Source organism: Jannaschia sp. R86511, assembly GCF_042466345.1.
Lineage (GTDB): Bacteria > Actinomycetota > Actinomycetes > Actinomycetales > JBBAYJ01 > Aquipuribacter.
Genome location: NZ_JAXHCD010000001.1, coordinates 4,017,262 through 4,036,085 on the forward strand (window position 1 = coordinate 4,017,262; position 18,824 = coordinate 4,036,085).

Here is an 18,824-nt window from a genome sequence, read left to right on the forward strand (position 1 = left end):
GCCGCTCACCCTGCCACCACGAGCCACGCCGTCCGCTCACCGGCGGCCAGCGCGGTGACGGCGACCCCCGCCGCGAGCAGCCACACCGCGGCGACCGCCGCCCACTGCCCCGCGGTGGGCCGGGGGGCGGCCAGCTGCGGCATCGTCCCGGTGAACCCGCGCGACACCATCGCCAGGTGCACCCGCTCGCCGCGTTCGTAGGACCGGATGAACAACGCTCCGGCGGCCTTGGCCACCACGGGGACGTGGCCGAGGTGCCGGGCCTGGAAGCCCCGGGAGGCGCGCGCCAGCGCCATGCGTCGCATGTCGTCCACCACGACGTCCAGGTAGCGGACCATGAACGACAGGATCGTGACGAACAGCCCCGGCACCCGCAGCCGCTGCAGGCCGACGACAAGGTCACGCGGGGTGGTGGTCGCCGACAGCAGCACGGCCGCCACCACGCCGAGGGTGCCCTTGGCCAGGATGTTGAACCCGCCCAGCAGCCCGTCCGCCGACAGCTGCAGGCCGAGCACGTCCACCCGCTCGCCCAGCGCGACGAACGGCAGCAGGACCGCGAAGACCACGAAGGGCACCTCGATGACCATCCGCCGCAGCACCAGGCCCGGTCGCAGCCGGGTCAGCGCCAGCAGGACGAGCAGCAGCACGGCGTAGGCGCCGAACGCCCAGGCCTGCTCGCGCGGCGTGGCCACCACGGTGATCACGAACGCGAGCAGGCCGACCAGCTTGACCTCGGCGGGCAGCCGGTGCAGCGGGGTGTGCCCGTGCACGTAGAGCCCGTCGGAGACGCTCCGGGAGGCCCCGTGCGCGTGGCCTGCGCCCAACTCAGACCTTCTCGGTGTCGCGGGCGGTCTCGCCCGTGGCCCGCGGCCGGACCGCCCGGGCGATCAGGACGCCCACCGCGAGCGCGATCGCCACCCCGAGCACACCGGCGAGGCCGGTCGCGAGCACCGGGTTGTCGATGCCGGCGACGGCGTAGTCGCCGAACGGGCTGCCGGCCACCACGGAGTCACGGGCGGTCTCGAGGAACCCCACCTCGCCCGCGACGTACTCCAGGCCGTCCGGGTTGGCGGAGGCGAAGCTGGAGACCAGGCCGGCCAGGACCAGGCAGACGCCGAGCGCGGCCGCGACCCAGCCGGTCCCGATCCGCCGGACGCCGTCGGCCACCGGGGCGGCCGCGACCTCGCGGCTGGTGCCGTCGGCGTCGGTCAGCACCAGGGCGGTGCGGTAGCCGCGGGTCAGCCGGACCAGGTCGGGCCGCGTGGCCACCACCGCACCGACCGTCAGGCCGGTGATGACGGCCTCGCCGATGCCGATCAGGACGTGCCAGGTGAGCATGAAGCCGGTCAGCTGACCGAGGTCGAGCTCCGCCGCACCGCCCACGGCGTACAGGCCGACGAAGACCAGGGCGGTGGCTGGCACGGAGACCAGCGCGCCGACCGCGGCGGCGGGCACGGCGGAGGCCGGCCGCTTGGGCAGCACGGCCATCAGGCCGCGGGCGACGGCGTAGCCGACCACGACGGTGACGATGCCGATCAGGAACACGTTGGAGCCCAACGCCGACACCCCGCCGTCGGCGAACAGCAGCGCCTGCAGGGTGACGACCACGGCCAGGCAGATGATCGCCGTCCAGGGTCCGACGAGCACCGCGGCCAGCGCCCCGCCCATCAGGTGCCCGGAGGTGCCGACCCCTACGGGGAAGTTGAGCATCTGGACCGCGAAGACGAAGGCGGCCACCAGGCCGGCCATCGGCGCCGCTGCGGTGGACTCGGCCAGCTCGTCGCGGGCGCGGCGCAGCGACACCGCGACCACCCCGGCGGCCACGACGCCGGTCGCGATGGAGGTGGGGACGTCCAGGAAACCGTCGGGAACGTGCACGGGGGCTCCTCGGGTGCGTGGTGCGGGCGGGCGGCGCCGGACGGCACACCCGTGATCGTCGTCTGGCCCGGCCCTCGGCGCAATGCGAAACTGCAACGGTGTCGCAGCTGACGCCCGGAGACCGGGCCCCCGACCTCACCCTCCCCGCGCACGACGGGACGACGGTGACACTGAGCGACCTGCGCGGGGGGCCGGTGGTCGTGTACTTCTACCCCGCCGCCATGACTCCCGGATGCACCACGCAGGCGTGCGACTTCCGCGACAGCCTCGCGTCGCTGCAGCAGGCCGGCTACCGGGTGCTCGGGGTGTCGCCCGACCCGGTCGAGAAGCTCGCCCGGTTCGCGGCGCAGGAGGGGCTGACCTACCCCCTGCTCAGCGACCCCGACCGCGGCACGCTGACGGCGTGGGGGGCCTACGGCGAGAAGAAGCTGTACGGCAAGGTGGTGACCGGGGTCATCCGCTCCACCGTCGTCGTGGACGGCGACGGCGTGGTCACCCTGGCCCGGTACAACGTCAAGGCGACCGGCCACGTGGCCATGCTGCGCAAGCAGCTCGGCCTGGACGCCGCCTGACCGACCGCACGACCTGGGGGAAGCAGATGACGGACGAGCCCCGCCCCTCGCAGGCGGACGTCCGGGCCGACCGGCCGGCCACGGTCGTCCGCCTGGTGCAGCTGATGTGGGCCGGTGCCGTCCTGGCCGTGCTGACCGGGGTCTACGGGCTGCTGTCGATCGACCGCGCCGTCGCCCAGGTCATGCCCCAGCTCGAGGCCGACCTGGCCGCGGCCGGGGTGGACCCCGCGGCGGCGGTGGACGGCACGGGGTGGCTGGTGGCCGTGGGCCTGGTCGTCTCGACCGTCGTCGCGGCAGGGCTGTGGGCCCTGTTCGCGTGGCTCCTCGGCCGGGGCCAGGGACGGGTGGTGGGCACGGTGCTGGGGGCCGTCAACGGGGTGGGCTCGGTGTGGGGGCTGTTCCAGGCGCTCGACCTGCTCGAGCTGGTGCTGGGCCTGGCCACGCTCGCCGTCGTCGCGGCGGGCCTGGTCCTGCTGTGGCGGCCGACGACGTCGGCCTGGTTCCTGGCGGTCAAGGCCGCGGACCGCAGCATCCCCTGGACCTGACGCGCACCTGCCCCCGGCACCGCTCCTGGGTCCGGCACCGCTCCTAGGTCCGGCACCGCTCGCAGGTGCCGGACAGCGCGACGTGGGCGGCGTCCAGGACGAAGCCCTGGTCGCGCAGCAGCCGGCGCCGGACCGGGCCGAGCAGGGCGACCGGCGCGTCCAGGACGACGCCGCAGCCGTCGCACTGCAGGTGCAGGTGCTCGCCGGCGTCGTCGGTGAGGTGGTACGCCGTCGCGCCGTGGCCCAGGTGGACGTGCTGGACGATCCCGGCGTCGGTCAGCGCCTCGAGGCTGCGGTAGACGCTGGCGCGGTGCACGCCGGGGGCCATCAGCGCCACCTGGGCCACCACGTGCTCGGCCGACAGGTGCCCGCCCTGCTCGGCCAGGACCGCCAGCACGGCGCGCCGGGGTTCGGTCAGGTGCAGCCCGCAGGCCCGCAGCCGACGCCGGACGTCGGGGTCACCGGGCCGCGGCGTGGGGGCCGGAGCCGCTTCGCCCGGGGCCGTCACCACCCCAGGCTAGGGCAGCCGGCGTCCTAGGCTGGGGCGGACGCGGGAGTGGTGGAACTGGCAGACACGCAGGATTTAGGTTCCTGTGCCTCACGGCGTGCGGGTTCGAGTCCCGCCTTCCGCACCGCACGGCCGCGCGCGGGGTCGCACCGGGGTTGCACCCTTGCTCGCACGGAGGTCCCGCGCGGGCCGACGGTGGTGCCGGTGCGTCCGGCTCGTGTCCGGCCCGGCTGTGTCCGGTGCACCCCCTAGCGTGGCCGCATGTTCGTCCTGACCGCCGACCAGCGCGGCAGCCGGCAGGGCTCCGACCGCGTCGGGGCGGCCCTGCAGCTGCTCGCCCGGGTCGTGCCGCGGCCGCTGCGCGCGTTCGAGCGCACGGCGGGTGACGAGCTGCAGGGGGTGCTGACCGGTGGGGACGAGGTCGTCGCCGCGGTGCAGGCCCTGGTCGGCACGGGCCACTGGTCCGTCGGGGTGGGCGTCGGTCCCGTCGAGCAGCCGCTGCCCGGCTCCACGCGCGCCGGTCGGGGCCCCGCGTTCGCCGCGGCGCGCGAGGCCGTCGAGACGGCCAAGACGCGGCCGCACCGGGCGGCGCTCGTGCCGGCCGACCTGCCCGCGCCGGGGGCCGCCGTGGTGGCCGACGCCGACGCCGTCCTGGCCCTGGCCCTGGCCGTGCAGCTGCGCTGGAGCGACGAGGCCCGGGAGGCCGTCGCCCTCGTGGCCCACGGGGCCACCCAGACCGACGCCGCGCAGACGCTCGGCGTGACCCGGCAGGCCGTCGGCCAGCGGCTGGCGGCGGCGCTGTGGCGGCCGCAGGCGGCCGCCCTGGACGTGGTGGCCCGGCTGCTCGAGCAGGCGGACGCGGCCGCCCGGCCGGACGACGACGGCGGTCCCCCCGCCCCGGCGGGGGGCTGAGGCGGTGGGCGTCGTCGAGGTCGGGCTCGGCCTGGTCCTGCTGCTGCTGGCGGTCGGCTGCGTCGTGCTGCTGCCGTTCTCGCTGCGACCCGGGATCGTCACCGGCCCGCCGTGGCTGGGCGCCGTGGTGGTCGCCGGGCTGCTGGTGCCGTTGGTCGGGGGCGGGCTGCTGGCGCTGGCCGCCCCGGCCGCCGGCGGGGCGGGCCGGGTCCTCGCGGTCGGGGCGCTGCTGGTCGCGGCCGCCGCGGGCGGTTCCCCCATGGCCACCGGGGTGCTGCGGCTGGCCGACCCGGCCGCGGCCCGGGCGGCCGAGGGCGTCGACCTGCACCGCGGCACGTCGCCCCTCGACCCGGCCGCCGTCCGGACGCGCCCGGTGGCGGCCACCCTGTCCGCCCCGGGGCTGCTGCGCGGCGGGTCCACGCTGGGCGTGCTGGAGCGGCTGGCCACGTTCGGCACCCTGGCCATCGGCAGCCCCGAGGGCATCGCCGTGGTGCTGGCGGTCAAGGGCCTGGGCCGCTTCGGCGAGCTCAAGATCCCCGCGGCTCCCGAACGGTTCATGATCGGGACGTTCGCCAGCGTGCTGTGGGCCTGCGCCTGCTGGGCGGTCGCCCTGGCCGTCGTGACCTGAGCCGGTCGTCGGGGTCGCGCGCCCGGGCGCCGGGACGCGGCCGTCAGCCCTGGACCGTGACCGTGACGACGTCGTAGCCCTGCGCCCCGTCGGGGGCAGGCGCCGCGGGCTCCTCGGGCTGGACGGTGCCGTCGACGTCGACGGCGCGGACCTCGAGGTCGTGCGTGCCGGGCTCGGCGTCCCACTCCCAGCGCCACTGCCGCCAGGTGCTGCTGGTGCCCGCCTCGGCCAGCTCCGCGCTCGCCCAGTCGCCGCCGTCGACCCGCACCTGGACCTCACCGACGCCGACGTCCATGGCCCAGGCCACCCCGGCCACGGTCGTGGTCCCGGCCGGGACGGTGCCACCCGGCCGGTCGATCCGGGAGGCGATCTTGATCGGGCCCAGCGCCGACCAGCCGCGCGGGGTCCAGTAGCCCTGGTCGGCGTCGAACCGCGTCAGCCGGAGCTCGACGACCCACTTGGTGGCCGACACGTAGCCGTACAGCCCGGGCACGACCAGCCGGGCGGGGAAGCCGTGCTGGGTGGGCAGCGGCTCGCCGTTCATGCCGATCGCGAGCAGGGCCTCCCGGTCGTCGGTGAGGGCCTCCACCGGCGACCCGGCCGTGAACCCGTCGCTGCTGCGTGAGAGCAGCATGTCCGCCTCGGGCAGCGGCCGAGCCAGGGCCAGCAGGTCCCGGGTCAGCACCCCCGACCACAGCGCGTTGCCGATCAGGTCCCCCCCGACGGTGTTGGAGACGCACGACAGGGTCGCCCACTTCTCGACCTGGGTCATGGCCAGCACGGCGTCCCAGTCGAGCTCGACCTCCTCCTCGACCAGGCCGTTGATGCGCAGGGTCCAGTCGGCCGTGGTCAGCGACGGCACCACCAGCGCGGTGTCGATGCGGTAGAAGCTCGTGTTGGCGGTGCGGAACGGCTCGATGCCCTCGATGTCGTCGAAGGTGGCCGCCGCCGGCACCGTGGGGGCCACGCGGGCGGGCTCGGGCAGGACGACGGCCTGCCGGGACTCGACCGTGCCGGTCCCCGACGCCCCCAGGGCCCGGGCCCCCAGCCCCACCCCGAGGGCGGCGGCGCCCGTGCCGCCGAGCAGGACGGCGCGGCGTCCCGGCGCGGCGGTCGCGGGCGCCGGCCCCGAGCCCGCGACCCGGGGCACCAGCAGACGCAGCAGCAGGACCCCGACCACACCGGCCGTGAACGCCGGCAGCACGCCGAACAGCCCCAGGTCCGGCCGGGTCAGGGCCGCCGCCCCGCAGGCCACGGCCAGCAGCGCCGTCACGGGCGAGCCCCAGCCGGGGCGACGGGCCTCCAGCAGGCCCGCGGCCGCGGCGACCGCGACGGCGACCAGGGCGACGACCGTGAACAGGAACAGCTTGTCGTTGGTGCCGAACGCCGCGATGGCGGCGTCCTTGGCCCATGGCGGGGTCAGGTCGACCACCAGGTCGGAGACGGCCAGAACGGGCGTGGAGCCCGGGCCGGTGAGCACCCCCACGACCTCGGCCGCCGCGATGCCGGCGCCCGCCGAAACCACGCCGGCGGCCGCGGCCCAGGGCCGGGACGGTCGCGCGGTCGCAGGAGCCGGGGCGGAGGGCGTCGCAGTGGTGGTCACCCCACGAGCATGCGGCACGTCGGTCCGCTCGACCTCCTCGGCGGGGCGGGCGTCACCGGTTCGTCACCTGGGCGTCGCGTTCCGGCGGCCGACGTGGCCCCGGAACCGGCGCCTCAGCGGGCGAGCGCCGCTACCAGCCGGGGCCGCAGGGCGCGCATGGCCTGGCCCCGGTGGCTGATGGCGTCCTTCTCGGCCGGGCTGAGCTCGGCGCTGGTGCGGGTCCCGCCGTCCGGCACCAGCACGGGGTCGTAGCCGAAGCCGTTCCGCCCCCGGGGCTCGGTGGTCAGCGTGCCGGTCAGCCGTCCGACCGTGACGACCTCGCGCTCGGCGTCGGGGACGCCGGGACGGGGGTCCACGAACGCCGCGGCGCACTCGAACCAGGCGGCGCGGTGCGGTGCCGCCACGTCGGCCAGCTGGGCCAGCAGCAGCTGCAGGTTGGCCTCGTCGTCGCCGTGGCGACCGGCCCACCGGGCCGAGAACACGCCCGGCGCCCCACCCAGCACGGCCACGCACAGCCCGGAGTCGTCGGCCACCGCCGGCAGCCCGGTGGCCCCGGCCACGGCCCGGGCCTTGAGCAGCGCGTTCTCGGTGAAGGTCACCCCGGTCTCGGCCACCTCCCCGGGGTCGGGCAGACCGCGGCCGGCCAGGTGGGAGGCCGCGACCACGTCCTCGTCGCCCAGGTCGGGCACCGCGGGGCGCAGCAGCCGCACCAGCTCGGTCACCTTGTGCTCGTTGCGGGTGGCCAGCACCAGCCGGGGCGCGCTCACGAGGCCAGCGACTGCGCCTGCAGCTCGGTGAGCCGGGCGCAGCCGGCCACGGCCAGGTCCAGCAGCCCGTCGAGCTCGGCCCGGTCGAACGGGGCGCCCTCGGCGGTCCCCTGGACCTCGACGAAGCGGCCGTCGCCGGTGCAGACGACGTTCATGTCGGTCCCGGCGCTGACGTCCTCCGGGTAGTCCAGGTCCAGCACGGCCCGGCCGTCGACGACGCCCACGCTGATCGCGGCCACCGACCCGGTCAGGGCCGCGGCGCCGCGCTTGACGTGCCCCTGGCCCTTGGCCCAGGTGACGGCGTCGGCCAGCGCGACGTAGGCGCCGGTGATGGCGGCGGTGCGGGTGCCGCCGTCGGCCTGCAGCACGTCGCAGTCCAGCTGGATGGTGTTCTCGCCCAGCGCCGAGGTGTCCACCACCGCGCGCAGCGCCCGCCCGACCAGCCGGGAGATCTCGTGGGTGCGCCCACCGACCCGGCCCTTGACGGACTCGCGGTCGCTGCGGGTGTTGGTCGAGCGGGGCAGCATCGCGTACTCCGCGGTCACCCAGCCCTGGCCGGAGCCCTTGCGCCAGCGCGGCACCCCGGGGGTGAAGCTGGCCGTGCACAGCACCCGGGTCCGGCCGAACTCCACGAGGACGCTGCCCTCGGGGTGCTCGCTCCAGGCCCGGGTCAGCCGGACCTCGCGCAGCTGGTCGGGGGCCCGGCCGTCGTGGCGGGCGGGGCTGGTCTGGCTGGTGTCGGTCACCCCCCCATCCAAGCAGCCGCGACCGTGGCCTCAGACGTGGTGGACCTGGCCCGGGGCCGCGGTGACGGTCGGACCGCCGAACACCTCGCCGGCCTCGACCGCGGCGGCACCGGGGTCGTTCCAGGCCGGCACGTGGGTCAGCAGCAGGCGTGCGACCCCGGCCCGGGCGGCGACCTCGCCGGCGCGCCGCCCGGTCAGGTGGATGCCGCGGACCTCGTCCCGGCCATCGACGAACGCGGCCTCGCACAGCAGCAGGTCGGCTCCGGTCGCCGCGGCGTCGAGCCCGTCGCAGGTGTCGGTGTCGCCGGAGTAGACCAGCACGTGGTCGCCGCCGGCCGGGTCGGTCCACACCACCCGCACCGCGTAGGCCTCGACCGGGTGCCGGACGGCGAAGGGCGTCACCCGCAGCGCCCCGACGTCGACCGTCCGACCCGGTTGCCACTCGCGCACGTCGAGCTCGGCGGACATGGCGTCGGGCTCGGTCAGGTCGTAGCCGCGCGCCAGCCGGGCGGCCGTGCCCGTGGGCCCCCAGACCGGCACCCGGCGCCCGCTGGGCCCGTCCGGGTGGTGCCGCTGCAGCACGTACAGCCCCATCAGGTCCAGGCAGTGGTCCGCGTGCAGGTGCGACAGCAGCACCGCGTCCAGCGCGCGCGGGTCGACGTGGCGCTGCAGCGGGCCGATCGCGCCGCTACCCAGGTCGAGCACGACCCGCGTGGTGCCGCCGTGGCCGTCCGGGGCCTCGAGCAGGTAGCAGGAGGCGGCCGAGTCGGGTCCGGGGTAGGAGCCGGAGCAGCCGACCACCGTCAGCCGCAGCCCCGTCGGCCCGTCGGGGGCGCTCACCCGGCCTCCGCCCCGGCGCCCGGCAGTTCCACCGCCCCCACGACCGGGCCGAGGAACCGGCCGGCCAGGGCCCGGAACGCGCCCGCGTCGCCCGTGGCCTGGAACCGGTGCGTGGGCGGCGGCGCGTCGTCGGGCCGGTGCAGGTCGTGGCCGGCCAGCACCCGGTAGACGTCCTTGGCCGTCTCCTCGGCGCTGGAGACCAGGGTGACGTCCTCGCCCATCACGTAGCCGATGACGCCGGTCAGCAGCGGGTAGTGGGTGCAGCCCAGGACCAGCGTGTCGACGCCGGCCTCCCGCACCGGGGCGAGGTACTGCTCGGCGACGGCCAGCAGCTCCGGCCCGGACGTCACGCCGTCCTCGACGAACTCCACGAAGCGCGGGCAGGCGCGGGTGGTCAGGTCGAGGTGGACGGCGGCGGCGAAGGCGTCCTCGTAGGCGCGCGAGCTGATGGTCGCCCGCGTGCCGATCACCCCGACCCGGCCGCTGCGGGTGGCGGCGACCGCCCGGCGGACCGCGGGGGCGATCACCTCGACCACGGGCACGTCGTAGCGCTCGCGGGCGTCGCGCAGCATGGCCGCGCTGGCGGAGTTGCAGGCGATCACGAGCATCTTGACGCCGGAGTCGACCAGGGTGTCCAGGCAGTCCAGCGCGTAGCGGCGCACCTCGGCGATGGGCCGCGGGCCGTAGGGCGTGCGGGCGGTGTCGCCCAGGTAGCGGATCGGCTCGTGCGGCAGCTGGTCCAGCACCGCCCGGGCCACGGTCAGACCACCGACCCCGGAGTCGAAGATCCCGATGGGGGCGTCGAGCTCGTCCAGCACGGGCCCGAGGTTACCGGCGGGGCCGGACACGACGGTGCCGGCTCACGCCCAGAGCTGGCCGTCCAGGGCGTCCTCCGCGTCGTCCAGGTCGCCGTCGAAGGCCCCGGTGGACAGGTACTTCCAACCGCCGTCGCAGACGATGAACGCGATGTCGGCGCGCTCGCCGGCCTGCTCGGCCTGACGGGCCAGCCCCAGGGCCGCGTGGAGGATGGCCCCGCTGGACACGCCGGCCCAGATCCCCTCCACGTCGAGCAGCTCCCGCGTGCGCCGCACGGCGTCACGGGGGCCGACCGAGAACCGGCGGTTCAGGACCGACTCGTCGTACAGCTCGGGGACGAACCCCTCCCCCAGGTTCCGCAGGCCGTAGACCAGCTCGCCGTAGCGGGGCTCGGCCGCCACGACCTGCACGTCCGGCACCTTCTCGCGCAGGAACCGGCCCGCACCCATCAGCGTGCCGGTCGTGCCCAGCCCGGCCACGAAGTGCGTGATCTCCGGCAGGTCGGCGAGGATCTCCGGACCGGTGGACTCGTAGTGCGCCCGGGCGTTGGCCTCGTTGGAGTACTGGTCGAGCATGACCCAGTCGGGGTGCTCGGCCGCCAGGGCCCGCGCGACCCGGACGGCCTCGTTCGACCCGCCCGCGGCCGGCGAGAAGCGCACGTCGGCGCCGTACAGCCGGAGCAGGCGCACCCGCTCCTCCGACACGTTCTCCGGCACGACGACGACCAGGTGGTACCCGCCGCGCCGCGCGGCCATGGCCAGCGAGATGCCCGTGTTGCCACTGGTCGGCTCCAGCAGGGTCGCGCCCGGGCGCAGCCGGCCGTCGCCCTCGGCGGCCCGCACCATCCAGGTGGCGGCGCGGTCCTTGACCGAGCCGGTCGGGTTGCGGTCCTCGAGCTTGGCCCAGACGCGGACCCGGTCACCGGGGACGAGGCGGCCCAGCCGCACCAGCGGGGTGTCCCCGACGGTGTCCAGCACCGAGTCGACGCGCACGGTGGCTCAGCGGTCGCGGGCGCCGCCGGCGACCGCGGGCAGGATCGTGACCTGGTCCCCGTCGGCGACGGCGGTGTCCAGGCCGCCGGTGAACCGGACGTCCTCGTCGTTGACGTACACGTTGACGAACCGGCGCAGGGCGCCGTCGTCGACCACGCGGTCCTGCAGGCCCTGGTGGCGGGACTCCAGGTCGGCCAGCAGCTCGCGCAGGGTCGCGCCCTGCCCCTCGACGCGCTTCTCGCCCCCGGTCAGGGGACGCAGGATCGTGGGGATCCGGACCGTGATGGCCTGGGCGCTCATGCGGGGTTCTCCTCGGGTGCTCTCGGCTGGTCACCGGCGGGAACCGGCGGGCGCCGCGGTCGTATTCCCGCGACCGGGCCGACCAGGACGTTCGTCCTCTGGACACGGGCCCGCCGGGCGAGCAGCCTGGGTGGGTGGGGCAGCCGAGGATCGAGACGTTGGACCGGCGGCAGTGCGTGGGGCTGCTGCGCGGGGCGCAGGTGGGACGGGTGGCGTTCGTGGACCCGGACCTGCCGGTGGGGGCGACCGCGCCGCACGTGGTGCCGGTCGCGTTCGTGGTCGACGGCGGTGACGAGCACGAGGCCGTCGGTGGCGGCGGTGGTGGTGACGTCGTGGTGCGGACCACCCAGGGCTCGCGGCTGGGCGAGCTCGCCCCCGGCTGCCTCGTCACCTTCGAGGCCGACGAGGTGCGCCCCGGGGTGCGCGAGGGCTGGAGCGTCCTGGTGACCGGTCGGGCCACCCGGGAGACCGACGAGGTGCGCACGGCCCGGCTCGCCGGCCGGCTGCAGGCCTGGGCGCCCGGCTTCAAGACGTTGTGGCTGCGCATCCCGCTGGAGAACGTCTCGGGGCGCCGGCTGGTGTCCACCGACCGCGTCGTCGAGCTGCCGGACACCCCCGCGCCGCGCTGGCGCGAGCCCACCGGCTGGGCGCCCGCCACCCGCACCGCCGCGGAGTACACGACCGACTTCGACGGCCGCTGACCCGACGAGCCGACCGGGGCCCGGTCCGGCCCGTTCCGGCTGAGGTCTAGGCCTCGACGACCTCCACGGGCTCCTCGGTGGCCTCGCCGGCCACGATCCGGAAGCTGCGCACCTCGTCGTGCTCGGCCCGGGTCGACACCAGCAGGTAGTGCGCCCCGGGCTCGGAGGCCAGCGCGACGTCGGTGCGCGACGGCGCCGCCTCGGTGGCGGTGTGGGAGTGGTAGACCACCACGGGCTCCTCGTCGCGGTCGTCCAGGTCCCGGTACAGGGCCAGCAGCTCCGCGGAGTCGAACTCGTAGAACGTGGGCGACCGGGCCGCGTTCACCATCGGCACCAGGCGCTGCGGGTCGTCGCTGCCCGCGGGGCCGGCGATGACGCCGCAGGCCTCGTCGGGGTGGTCGCGGCGGGCGTGCGCGAGGACGGCGTCGAGCAGGTCACGGCGGATGCGGAGCACGGTCGGAGCCTACGCAGGACCGCCGGACCGTCACGCGTACCCCGTTCTCGACCGAACCAAACCGATTCATAGGTTGGTCAACTTGCGCGCGCTCGTTCCTGGGCGTCTCCTGGGAGTGCACTGCGGGCCACGAGGACGTGGACCACCCGCATCCGGTGTGTGCACCCGACAACCCCTGGAGGGACGACGCATGGTTGAAGAACTCAGCCAGGCTCAGTTCGACACGGTCTACAACTTCCTGTCGCTCGTCATCGCCGCCCAGCTGTTCACGGCGCTGTTCCTGCTGCTGAACCTGCGCAAGGTGCTGCCCAAGTACCGGATGGCGTTGATCATCTCCGCCACGGTCTGCGGCATCGCCGCCTACCACTACTTCCGGATCTTCGACTCCTTCGGCGACGCCTACGTCACCGACGCGATCGGCGGCATGGGCACGTACGTGCTGGCCGAGGGCACCTCGTTCAACGTGGCCTACCGCTACGTCGACTGGCTGCTCACGGTGCCGCTGCTGCTGCTGGAGGCCATCGCCGTCCTGGCCCTGGCCCGCAAGACGCAGACGTCGCTGCTGCTCAAGCTCATCCCGGCCTCGGCGCTCATGATCGCGCTCGGCTACCCGGGCGAGATCAGCACGGACATCGCGACCAAGATGATCTGGGGGGCGCTGTCCACGATCCCGTTCCTCTACATCCTGTACGTGCTCTTCGTCGAGCTCGGCCGGGTGCTCGAGGGGGCCCCGAAGGAGGTGTCGGTGACCGTGCGCAACCTGCGGCTGCTGCTCATCGCCACCTGGGGCGTCTACCCGATCGCGTACCTGTTCCCCGTCCTCGGCATCGACGGTGCCGACGCGTTCGTGGCCCGCGAGATCGGCTACTCCGTGGCCGACATCCTGGCCAAGGCGTTGTTCGCGATCGTCATCTTCCGGATCGCCCGGCTCAAGAGCGCCTACGACGACCCGGACTACGCCGAGGTGCACGACCCCGGCACCCTCATGCTCATCGAGGAGGTCGACGGCGTGCGCCCGACCGGGGTCGCCGACCCCCGGACCGCCCGGACCGGCGAGGCCGAGCGCGCCGCCGGCGCCAGGAGCTGAACCACCGGCACCAGACGCACGACCCGAGCCACCCGCACCGCCCGCACCGCCCGCACCAGGCGCGACCCCTGCGCGCAGCGACCCCGTCCGCGGCCCCGGCCGCGGGCGGGGTCCGCCGGGACCGGACCACGGTCCCAGGGCCCGACCGCCGGTCAGCGGTCGAGGACCCGGACCACCATGTCCAGCAGCGCCGACAGGAAGTCGTAGACGGCGATGCGGTAGGCGCGCAGGGCCTGATCGGCCGGCTCGTCGCCCTGCAGCCCGCCCTCGGCCAGCTGCTGCTCGTAGGCGTCGAGCTCGGAGTGCAGGTCGTCGTCCTCCCCCACCGCCAGCAGCGTCCCCAGCGCGAGCCGGGCGTCGTTCAGCGCGGTCAGCCAGGCCGCGGCCCGCTCCGGCGACACGGTCAGGGCACCGTCGGTGTCGCGCAGCAGCGCGAGGTCGGTCAGGACGGAGTCGATGGCCGACACCTTGGTCGTCCGGACCACGTCCCCGGACAGCCGCCGGAACTCCGCCGAGCCCGCCGCGTCGTCGAGGTAGACGTCGGGCAGCAGCCGGCGCACCACCGGGTCGTCCCGGCCGGCCTCGGCCGCGGCGCTGCGCCGGGCGGACTCCTCGTCGGCGACGTCGCCCAGCCCGGCGACGATGGCGTCGAACTCGTCCGGCACCGCCCTGCCGCCGTCGGACGCCGGGCCCGGCCCGGACGCGGTCTCGGCCCCGGCCCCGGCCCCCGCGCCGGTCGACCGGTCGCCCAGCAGGCCGTCGTCGTCCTGCGCCGGCGCGACGTCGTCCAGCAGCACGGCCCGGGTCTGCTCCAGCGCCTCGGCGACCACGCCCGCGTGCACGACGTCCAGGTCGAACACCACCCGGCCGTCGCGCCGCCGCCTCACCAGTGCCCGGAACCCGCTCACGCTCATCCCTCCCGCTGGACCGTGGCCCAGAGCCCGTAGGTGTGCATCGCGGTGACGTCGGTCTCCATCTTCTCGCGGCTGCCGCTGCTGACCACGGAGCGCCCGTCGGTGTGCACCTGCATCATGAGCTCCTCCGCCTTGGCGTGGCTGTAGCCGAAGTAGGAGCGGAACACGTACGACACGTACGACATCAGGTTGACCGGGTCGTTCCACACGACCGTCTGCCAGGCCCCCGGGACCTGCTCCACGGGCCGGTCGGCCAGCGCCGTGCCGGTGCCGGGGTCGGCGGCGGGCGCGGCCGGCTCCTGCGGGGGTGTCTGCGTCAGACGGGGGTCGGGCACGCCCCCCAGGGTAGGCACGTGGCGGCCGGCGCGCGGCCACCGCGACCACCGCGACGACGGCGACCGGTGGCACCCCACCGTCTAGCGTGGCGCGCGTGAGTGGCCTGAGCACCGACCGGTACGAGCTGACCATGCTGCGCGCGGCGCTGGCCGACGGCACGGCGCGGCGGGACTGCGTGTTCGAGGTGTTCGCCCGCCGGCTGCCGGAGGGGCGCCGCTTCGGCATGGTCGCCGGGCAGTCGCGGGTGGTGGCGGCGCTGGCCGGGTTCGGCTTCGACGACGACGACCTGTCGTTCCTGGACCGGAACGACGTGGTCGACCGGGACACCCTGACCTGGTTGGCCGGCTACCGGTTCGACGGCGACGTGGACGGCTACGCCGACGGCGAGGTGCACGTCCCCGGCTCGCCCCTGCTCAGCGTCCGCGCCCCGTTCGGCGTCGCGGTGCTGCTGGAGACCCTGGTGCTCAGCGTGCTCAACCACGACTGCGCCGTCGCGGGTGCGGCCGCGCGCATGGTGCTGGCGGCCGAGGGCCGGCCGCTGATCGAGATGGGTTCGCGCCGCACCCACGAGGCGGCCGCGGTCGACGCGGCCCGGGCCGCCCACGTGGCCGGCTTCGCCTCGACCAGCAACCTGGCCGCGGGCGCCCGCTACGGCGTCCCGACCGCCGGCACCAGCGCGCACGCGTTCACGCTGCTGCACGACGACGAGCGCAGCGCCTTCGCCGCCCAGGTGGCGGCCCTGGGTCCGGGGACGACGCTGCTGGTGGACACCTACGACATCGGCCAGGGCATCCGCACCGCCGTGGAGGTGGCCGGGCGGGACCTGGGCGCGGTCAGGATCGACTCCGGCGACCTGGCCGTGCACGCCCGGTTCGCCCGCCGGCTGCTGGACGACCTGGGGGCGGACCGGACCCGGGTCGTCGTGTCCGGCGACCTGGACGAGCACGGCATCGCGCGGCTGTCCGGCGCCCCCGTGGACGCCCTCGGGGTGGGGACGTCGGTCGTCACGGGCTCCGGGGCGCCCACGGCCGGGCTGGTCTACAAGCTGGTGCAGGTCGACGGCCGGGCGGTGGCCAAGCGCTCCTCCGGCAAGGCCACGCCGGGCGGGGCGCACCGCGTGGTGCGCCGGCACCGGGCCTCCGGGGTGGCGACCGAGGAGGTGCTGTGGACCACCGGAGCGGTCGAGGAGCAGGAGGGCGACACGTCCCCCTCGGTGCCCCTGCTGCGCTCCGGGGAGCCGACGCCGCAGTGCGCCGACGCCGTCGACCTGGCCGCGTCCCGGCGGCGCTCCGCCGACCGGCTGGGCCGGCTGCCCTGGGAGGGCCTGTCCCTGGCCCCGGGTGACCCGGCGTTCGGCACGACCTACCGTGGACCGGCATGAGCGAGCCCGCGACCGACCCGACCGGCACCGCGCCGCACCCGCCGCTGCCCTACGACGCCACCACGGCCCTGGTCGTGGTGGACCTGCAGAACGACTTCGCCGACCCGGCCGGCGGCCTGCACGTCGCCGGGGGTGAACGGCTCGCGGAGCTGCTGGCCCCCGAGGTCCGGGCCGCCCGCGACGCGGGCGCCGTGGTCGCGTTCACGCAGGACTGGCACCCGCCGCGCACCCCGCACTTCGTCACCGACGGCGGGCCGTGGCCGGTGCACTGCGTGGCCGGCACCTGGGGCGCGGAGCTCGTGCCCGGTCTCGACGTGCGCGACGGCGACCCCCTGGTGCGCAAGGGCACGGACGGCGAGGACGGCTACTCGGGGTTCTCGGTGCGCGACCCGGTCACCGATGACGTGGCCCGTACCCGGCTGCAGCGCGAGCTGGACGAGCGCGGGGTGGTCCGGGTGGTGGTCACCGGCCTGGCCGGCGACGTCTGCGTGGCCGCCACCGCGCTGGACGCCGTCCGGCTCGGCTACGCCACCGTGGTGCCCGCGGCGCTGACCCGGTTCGTCGAGGCCGAGCCCGGTGACGGCGACCGGGCGCTGCTGCTCCTGCGCGAGGCCGGGGTCGACGTCCTCACCTGAGGCCCGGCCCGGAGCGGGCTCAGCCGGTCCGGCCGGTCAGCAGCCAGCGGCGCACGGTGTCCACCCGCTGGCGCACCTGGCCCAGGTCCGCCTCGGGCACGGCCGGGCCGCCGCAGGAGCTGCGCAGCTTGGCGTGCACGACCGCGTGCGGGCTGCCGGTGCGCCGGGCGTAGGAGCCCACCAGCGACGACAGCTCCTTGCGCGCCGCGGCCAGGGCCCGGTGGTCGGTCACCGCGACCGCCGCGGCGGCCTCGTGCTGGCGCGGGGCGCTGGCCCGCGGGGCCGGCCGACGGCGCAGCCGCTCGCCGTACTCGTCGGCCTCGCTGAGACCGGGCAGGGCCAGCAGCGCCTGCTCGCCGTCGGCGCCCTCCTCGTCGGCCCACGAGGTGTGGTTGGAGAACTCGTCGCCGTCGTAGACCGCGCGGTCGAACGCCGCGTCGGACTCGATCGCCTCGAACGGCAGCTCGTCGGCGTCGGGGGTGGAGCGGGTGGCGTTGGCTGCGGCCAGCTCGGCGTCCTCCGGACCCCACAGGTCGTCGGCGTCGCCGTTGCGGGGCTTGTCGAGCACGTGGTCGCGCTCCAGCTCCAGGTCGGCGGCGAAGCGGAGCAGCAGCGGGACGCTGGGCAGGAAGATCGACGCGGTCTCGCCGCGGCGGCGGGCCCGGACGAACCGGCCGACGGCCTGGGCGAAGAACAGCGGCGTGGCCGTGGTCGTCGCCCACACCCCGACCGACAGCCGGGGGACGTCGACGCCCTCGCTGACCATGCGCACCGCGACCATCCAGCGCGGCCCCGCGGCCCCGGCGGCGGAGAACTCCTCGATCCGGCGTGAGGCGGCCGGGTCGTCGGAGACCACGACGACGGGCTGCTCGCCGGTCATCTCGGTCAGGGTCCCCGCGTAGGCCCGGGCCGACTTCTGGTCGGTCGCGATGACCAGCCCGCCGGCGTCCGGCACGGTGCGGCGCACCTCGCGCAGCCGCTGGTCGGCGGCCTTGAGCACGGCCGGGATCCACTGCCCCGTGGGGGCGAGCGCCGTGCGCAGCGCCTGGGCCGTGAGGTCCTTGGTCAGCGGCTCGCCCAGCCGCGCGGCCACCTCGTCGCCGGCGCGCGTCCGCCAGCGCATGTTCCCGGCGTAGGCCAGGAACAGCACGGGGCGGACCACGCCGTCGGCCAGCGCCTGCGCGTAGCCGTAGGAGTGGTCGGCCCGCGAGCGACGGGACCCGTCGGGCTCGGCCACGTAGGTGACGAACGGGATGGGGTTGGTGTCGGAGCGGAAGGGCGTCCCGGTCAGGGCGAGGCGCCGCTCGGCGTCGGCGAAGCCCGTGGCCACCCCCTCGCCCCAGCTGCGGGCGTCACCGGCGTGGTGGATCTCGTCGAGCACGACCAGGGTGCGCCGCGACGCGCAGCGGCCCGCGAACGCGCTGGGCTTGAGCCCGACCTGGGCGTAGGTCACCACCACCCCGTCGTAGCCGGCGGCGTAGGCGGCGTCGGAGTTGCGGAACGTGGGGTCCAGGCGGATGCCGACCCGGGCGGCCGCGTCGGCCCACTGGGTCTTGAGGTGGTCGGTGGGGCAGACCACGATGACGCGCTCCACGGTGCGCCGGGCCAGCAGCTCGGTGGCGATCCGCAGCGCGAACGTCGTCTTGCCCGCGCCCGGGGTGGCCGAGGTCAGGAAGTCGCGCGGACCCCGCTCCAGGTAGGTGGAGATGGCCTCGTGCTGCCACGCCCGCAGCGCACCCGCAGTGCCCCAGGCCGCGCGTTCGGGGAACGCGGGCGAGAGGTGCGCGGCAGCGGCGGTGCTGGGGTGCTCGGGTGGGTGCGTCCCCACGCTCAGCCGTCGGAGCCGGAGCCGCCGGACCCCGAGCCGCCCGAGCCGCCCGAGCCGTCGCCGGAGTCCTTGCCGGGGCGCAGGCCCTCGTAGATCTCCTTGCAGGTGGGGCAGACCGGGAAGCGCTTGGGGTCCCGGCTGGGGATCCAGACCTTGCCGCACAGGGCGGTCAGCGGCTCGCCCGTGACCGCGCTGGAGACGATCTTGTCCTTCTTGACGTAGTGCGCGAACCGCTCGTGGTCGCCCGGCTCGGCCGGCTCGACGACCCGCTCCTGCTCGATGACCGCGGTGCCCGCCGGGGAGGAGCTGGGCTGGGGGCTCGGCGCTGCGGGCGGGAGAGGCTCGGACATGGGGGCCAGTGTAGGTCGACCGCACGGGTGA

The 18,824-nt window shown here is 75.8% G+C and carries 23 protein-coding genes and 1 tRNA gene; 9 read left to right on the forward strand and 15 right to left on the reverse strand.

The genetic code is table 11. The features are described from left to right. Positions 1-5: 5 nt before the first annotated feature. Both cbiQ and SJY06_RS18730 read right to left on the reverse strand, forming a co-directional pair. Complete coding sequence (cbiQ, locus tag SJY06_RS18725) at positions 6-824, reverse strand: cobalt ECF transporter T component CbiQ (RefSeq protein ID WP_380169047.1); 819 nt, start codon at positions 822-824, stop codon at positions 6-8. A gap of 1 nt (position 825) precedes the next feature. Further along, positions 826-1,878, reverse strand: coding sequence for an energy-coupling factor ABC transporter permease (locus tag SJY06_RS18730; protein ID WP_380169048.1), 1,053 nt, complete (start codon positions 1,876-1,878; stop codon positions 826-828). 98 nt (positions 1,879-1,976) lie between these two features. Here SJY06_RS18730 and bcp point away from each other — a divergent pair, with 98 nt between their 5' ends. Together bcp and SJY06_RS18740 are read left to right on the forward strand one after the other, a co-directional pair. Then, positions 1,977-2,450 carry a thioredoxin-dependent thiol peroxidase gene (bcp, locus tag SJY06_RS18735; protein WP_380169049.1) on the forward strand — a complete coding sequence of 158 codons (474 nt, stop codon included), beginning with the start codon at positions 1,977-1,979 and terminating at the stop codon, positions 2,448-2,450. Positions 2,451-2,476: 26 nt separating this feature from the next. Further along, positions 2,477-2,995: a hypothetical protein gene (locus SJY06_RS18740; protein WP_380169050.1), complete on the forward strand. Its 519-nt coding sequence runs from the start codon at positions 2,477-2,479 to the stop codon at positions 2,993-2,995. A gap of 43 nt (positions 2,996-3,038) precedes the next feature. On the opposite strand, the gene SJY06_RS18745 is transcribed toward SJY06_RS18740, so the two are convergent. Beyond that, positions 3,039-3,503 (reverse strand): Fur family transcriptional regulator, encoded by a 465-nt coding sequence (locus SJY06_RS18745; RefSeq protein WP_380169051.1) that lies wholly within the window; start codon positions 3,501-3,503, stop codon positions 3,039-3,041. A gap of 42 nt (positions 3,504-3,545) precedes the next feature. Here SJY06_RS18745 and SJY06_RS18750 point away from each other — a divergent pair. The 3 genes from SJY06_RS18750 to SJY06_RS18760 all read left to right on the forward strand — a co-directional run bounded on the left by SJY06_RS18750 (position 3,546) and on the right by SJY06_RS18760 (position 5,043). Beyond that, positions 3,546-3,627: transfer RNA gene (locus SJY06_RS18750), tRNA-Leu, on the forward strand. A 137-nt stretch (positions 3,628-3,764) separates the two neighbouring features. Continuing rightward, positions 3,765-4,415 (forward strand): hypothetical protein, encoded by a 651-nt coding sequence (locus SJY06_RS18755; protein WP_380169052.1) that lies wholly within the window; start codon positions 3,765-3,767, stop codon positions 4,413-4,415. Positions 4,416-4,419: 4 nt separating this feature from the next. After that, positions 4,420-5,043: a hypothetical protein gene (locus tag SJY06_RS18760; protein ID WP_380169053.1), complete on the forward strand. Its 624-nt coding sequence runs from the start codon at positions 4,420-4,422 to the stop codon at positions 5,041-5,043. Positions 5,044-5,086: 43 nt separating this feature from the next. Here the strand turns inward: SJY06_RS18760 and SJY06_RS18765 are convergent, their stop codons facing one another. The 7 genes from SJY06_RS18765 to SJY06_RS18795 all read right to left on the reverse strand — a co-directional run bounded on the left by SJY06_RS18765 (position 5,087) and on the right by SJY06_RS18795 (position 11,107). Continuing rightward, positions 5,087-6,646, reverse strand: a complete 1,560-nt coding sequence (locus SJY06_RS18765; protein WP_380169054.1) for a molybdopterin-dependent oxidoreductase — start codon at positions 6,644-6,646, stop codon at positions 5,087-5,089. Positions 6,647-6,759: 113 nt separating this feature from the next. Beyond that, the gene (gene rdgB, locus SJY06_RS18770; RefSeq protein ID WP_380169055.1) at positions 6,760-7,413 is read right to left on the reverse strand and encodes an RdgB/HAM1 family non-canonical purine NTP pyrophosphatase; all 654 of its coding nucleotides are present in this window, start codon (positions 7,411-7,413) and stop codon (positions 6,760-6,762) included. Beyond that, positions 7,410-8,159, reverse strand: a complete 750-nt coding sequence (gene rph, locus SJY06_RS18775) for a ribonuclease PH (RefSeq protein WP_380169056.1) — start codon at positions 8,157-8,159, stop codon at positions 7,410-7,412. Before rph ends, rdgB begins: the two co-directional genes overlap by 4 nt. A 30-nt stretch (positions 8,160-8,189) precedes the next feature. Beyond that, positions 8,190-8,999, reverse strand: coding sequence for an MBL fold metallo-hydrolase (locus SJY06_RS18780; protein WP_380169057.1), 810 nt, complete (start codon positions 8,997-8,999; stop codon positions 8,190-8,192). Next, entirely contained in the window at positions 8,996-9,817 is an 822-nt protein-coding gene (murI, locus tag SJY06_RS18785; RefSeq protein WP_380169058.1) for a glutamate racemase, read from the reverse strand. Before murI ends, SJY06_RS18780 begins: the two co-directional genes overlap by 4 nt. 42 nt (positions 9,818-9,859) lie before the next feature. Beyond that, on the reverse strand, positions 9,860-10,807 hold the full coding sequence (locus SJY06_RS18790; RefSeq protein ID WP_380169059.1) for a PLP-dependent cysteine synthase family protein: 948 nt from the start codon (positions 10,805-10,807) through the stop codon (positions 9,860-9,862). Between the two features lie 6 nt (positions 10,808-10,813). Beyond that, positions 10,814-11,107 (reverse strand): ubiquitin-like small modifier protein 1, encoded by a 294-nt coding sequence (locus SJY06_RS18795; RefSeq protein WP_380169060.1) that lies wholly within the window; start codon positions 11,105-11,107, stop codon positions 10,814-10,816. A gap of 134 nt (positions 11,108-11,241) precedes the next feature. Between SJY06_RS18795 and SJY06_RS18800 the strand changes: the two genes are divergently transcribed. Further along, positions 11,242-11,808, forward strand: coding sequence for a pyridoxamine 5'-phosphate oxidase family protein (locus SJY06_RS18800; protein WP_380169061.1), 567 nt, complete (start codon positions 11,242-11,244; stop codon positions 11,806-11,808). A 46-nt stretch (positions 11,809-11,854) separates the two neighbouring features. Here the strand turns inward: SJY06_RS18800 and SJY06_RS18805 are convergent, their stop codons facing one another. Further along, positions 11,855-12,262, reverse strand: coding sequence for a Mov34/MPN/PAD-1 family protein (locus tag SJY06_RS18805; RefSeq protein ID WP_380169062.1), 408 nt, complete (start codon positions 12,260-12,262; stop codon positions 11,855-11,857). 190 nt (positions 12,263-12,452) lie between these two features. Between SJY06_RS18805 and SJY06_RS18810 the strand changes: the two genes are divergently transcribed. Beyond that, on the forward strand, positions 12,453-13,349 hold the full coding sequence (locus SJY06_RS18810; protein ID WP_380169063.1) for a bacteriorhodopsin-like: 897 nt from the start codon (positions 12,453-12,455) through the stop codon (positions 13,347-13,349). A gap of 152 nt (positions 13,350-13,501) precedes the next feature. Here SJY06_RS18810 and SJY06_RS18815 read toward each other — a convergent pair whose 3' ends face one another. Continuing rightward, positions 13,502-14,257, reverse strand: a complete 756-nt coding sequence (locus tag SJY06_RS18815; protein WP_380169064.1) for a DUF2017 family protein — start codon at positions 14,255-14,257, stop codon at positions 13,502-13,504. A gap of 2 nt (positions 14,258-14,259) precedes the next feature. Beyond that, positions 14,260-14,598, reverse strand: coding sequence for an ATP-dependent Clp protease adapter ClpS (gene clpS, locus SJY06_RS18820; RefSeq protein ID WP_380169065.1), 339 nt, complete (start codon positions 14,596-14,598; stop codon positions 14,260-14,262). Between the two features lie 95 nt (positions 14,599-14,693). Here clpS and SJY06_RS18825 point away from each other — a divergent pair, with 95 nt between their 5' ends. Beyond that, positions 14,694-15,980 carry a nicotinate phosphoribosyltransferase gene (locus tag SJY06_RS18825; RefSeq protein ID WP_380169066.1) on the forward strand — a complete coding sequence of 429 codons (1,287 nt, stop codon included), beginning with the start codon at positions 14,694-14,696 and terminating at the stop codon, positions 15,978-15,980. Further along, positions 15,977-16,615 carry an isochorismatase family protein gene (locus SJY06_RS18830; RefSeq protein ID WP_380169067.1) on the forward strand — a complete coding sequence of 213 codons (639 nt, stop codon included), beginning with the start codon at positions 15,977-15,979 and terminating at the stop codon, positions 16,613-16,615. The genes SJY06_RS18825 and SJY06_RS18830 overlap by 4 nt, the downstream gene beginning before the upstream one ends. A gap of 19 nt (positions 16,616-16,634) precedes the next feature. Here SJY06_RS18830 and SJY06_RS18835 read toward each other — a convergent pair whose 3' ends face one another. Beyond that, entirely contained in the window at positions 16,635-18,443 is a 1,809-nt protein-coding gene (locus SJY06_RS18835; RefSeq protein ID WP_380169068.1) for a DEAD/DEAH box helicase, read from the reverse strand. A 2-nt stretch (positions 18,444-18,445) separates the two neighbouring features. Beyond that, a complete protein-coding gene (locus SJY06_RS18840) occupies positions 18,446-18,793 on the reverse strand; it encodes a DUF3039 domain-containing protein (RefSeq protein WP_380169069.1) in 348 nt (115 codons plus the stop codon). Positions 18,794-18,824: the final 31 nt, after the last annotated feature.

What these genes read in the sequence shown, in the direction of transcription:
- SJY06_RS18840 (WP_380169069.1), bottom strand. Translation starts at nt 18,793, where the DNA reads ATGTCCGAGCCTCTCCCGCCCGCAGCGCCGAGCCCCCAGCCCAGCTCC.
- SJY06_RS18810 (WP_380169063.1), top strand. Translation starts at nt 12,453, where the DNA reads ATGGTTGAAGAACTCAGCCAGGCTCAGTTCGACACGGTCTACAACTTC.
- SJY06_RS18795 (WP_380169060.1), bottom strand. Translation starts at nt 11,107, where the DNA reads ATGAGCGCCCAGGCCATCACGGTCCGGATCCCCACGATCCTGCGTCCC.
- SJY06_RS18830 (WP_380169067.1), top strand. Translation starts at nt 15,977, where the DNA reads ATGAGCGAGCCCGCGACCGACCCGACCGGCACCGCGCCGCACCCGCCG.
- SJY06_RS18755 (WP_380169052.1), top strand. Translation starts at nt 3,765, where the DNA reads ATGTTCGTCCTGACCGCCGACCAGCGCGGCAGCCGGCAGGGCTCCGAC.
- SJY06_RS18740 (WP_380169050.1), top strand. Translation starts at nt 2,477, where the DNA reads ATGACGGACGAGCCCCGCCCCTCGCAGGCGGACGTCCGGGCCGACCGG.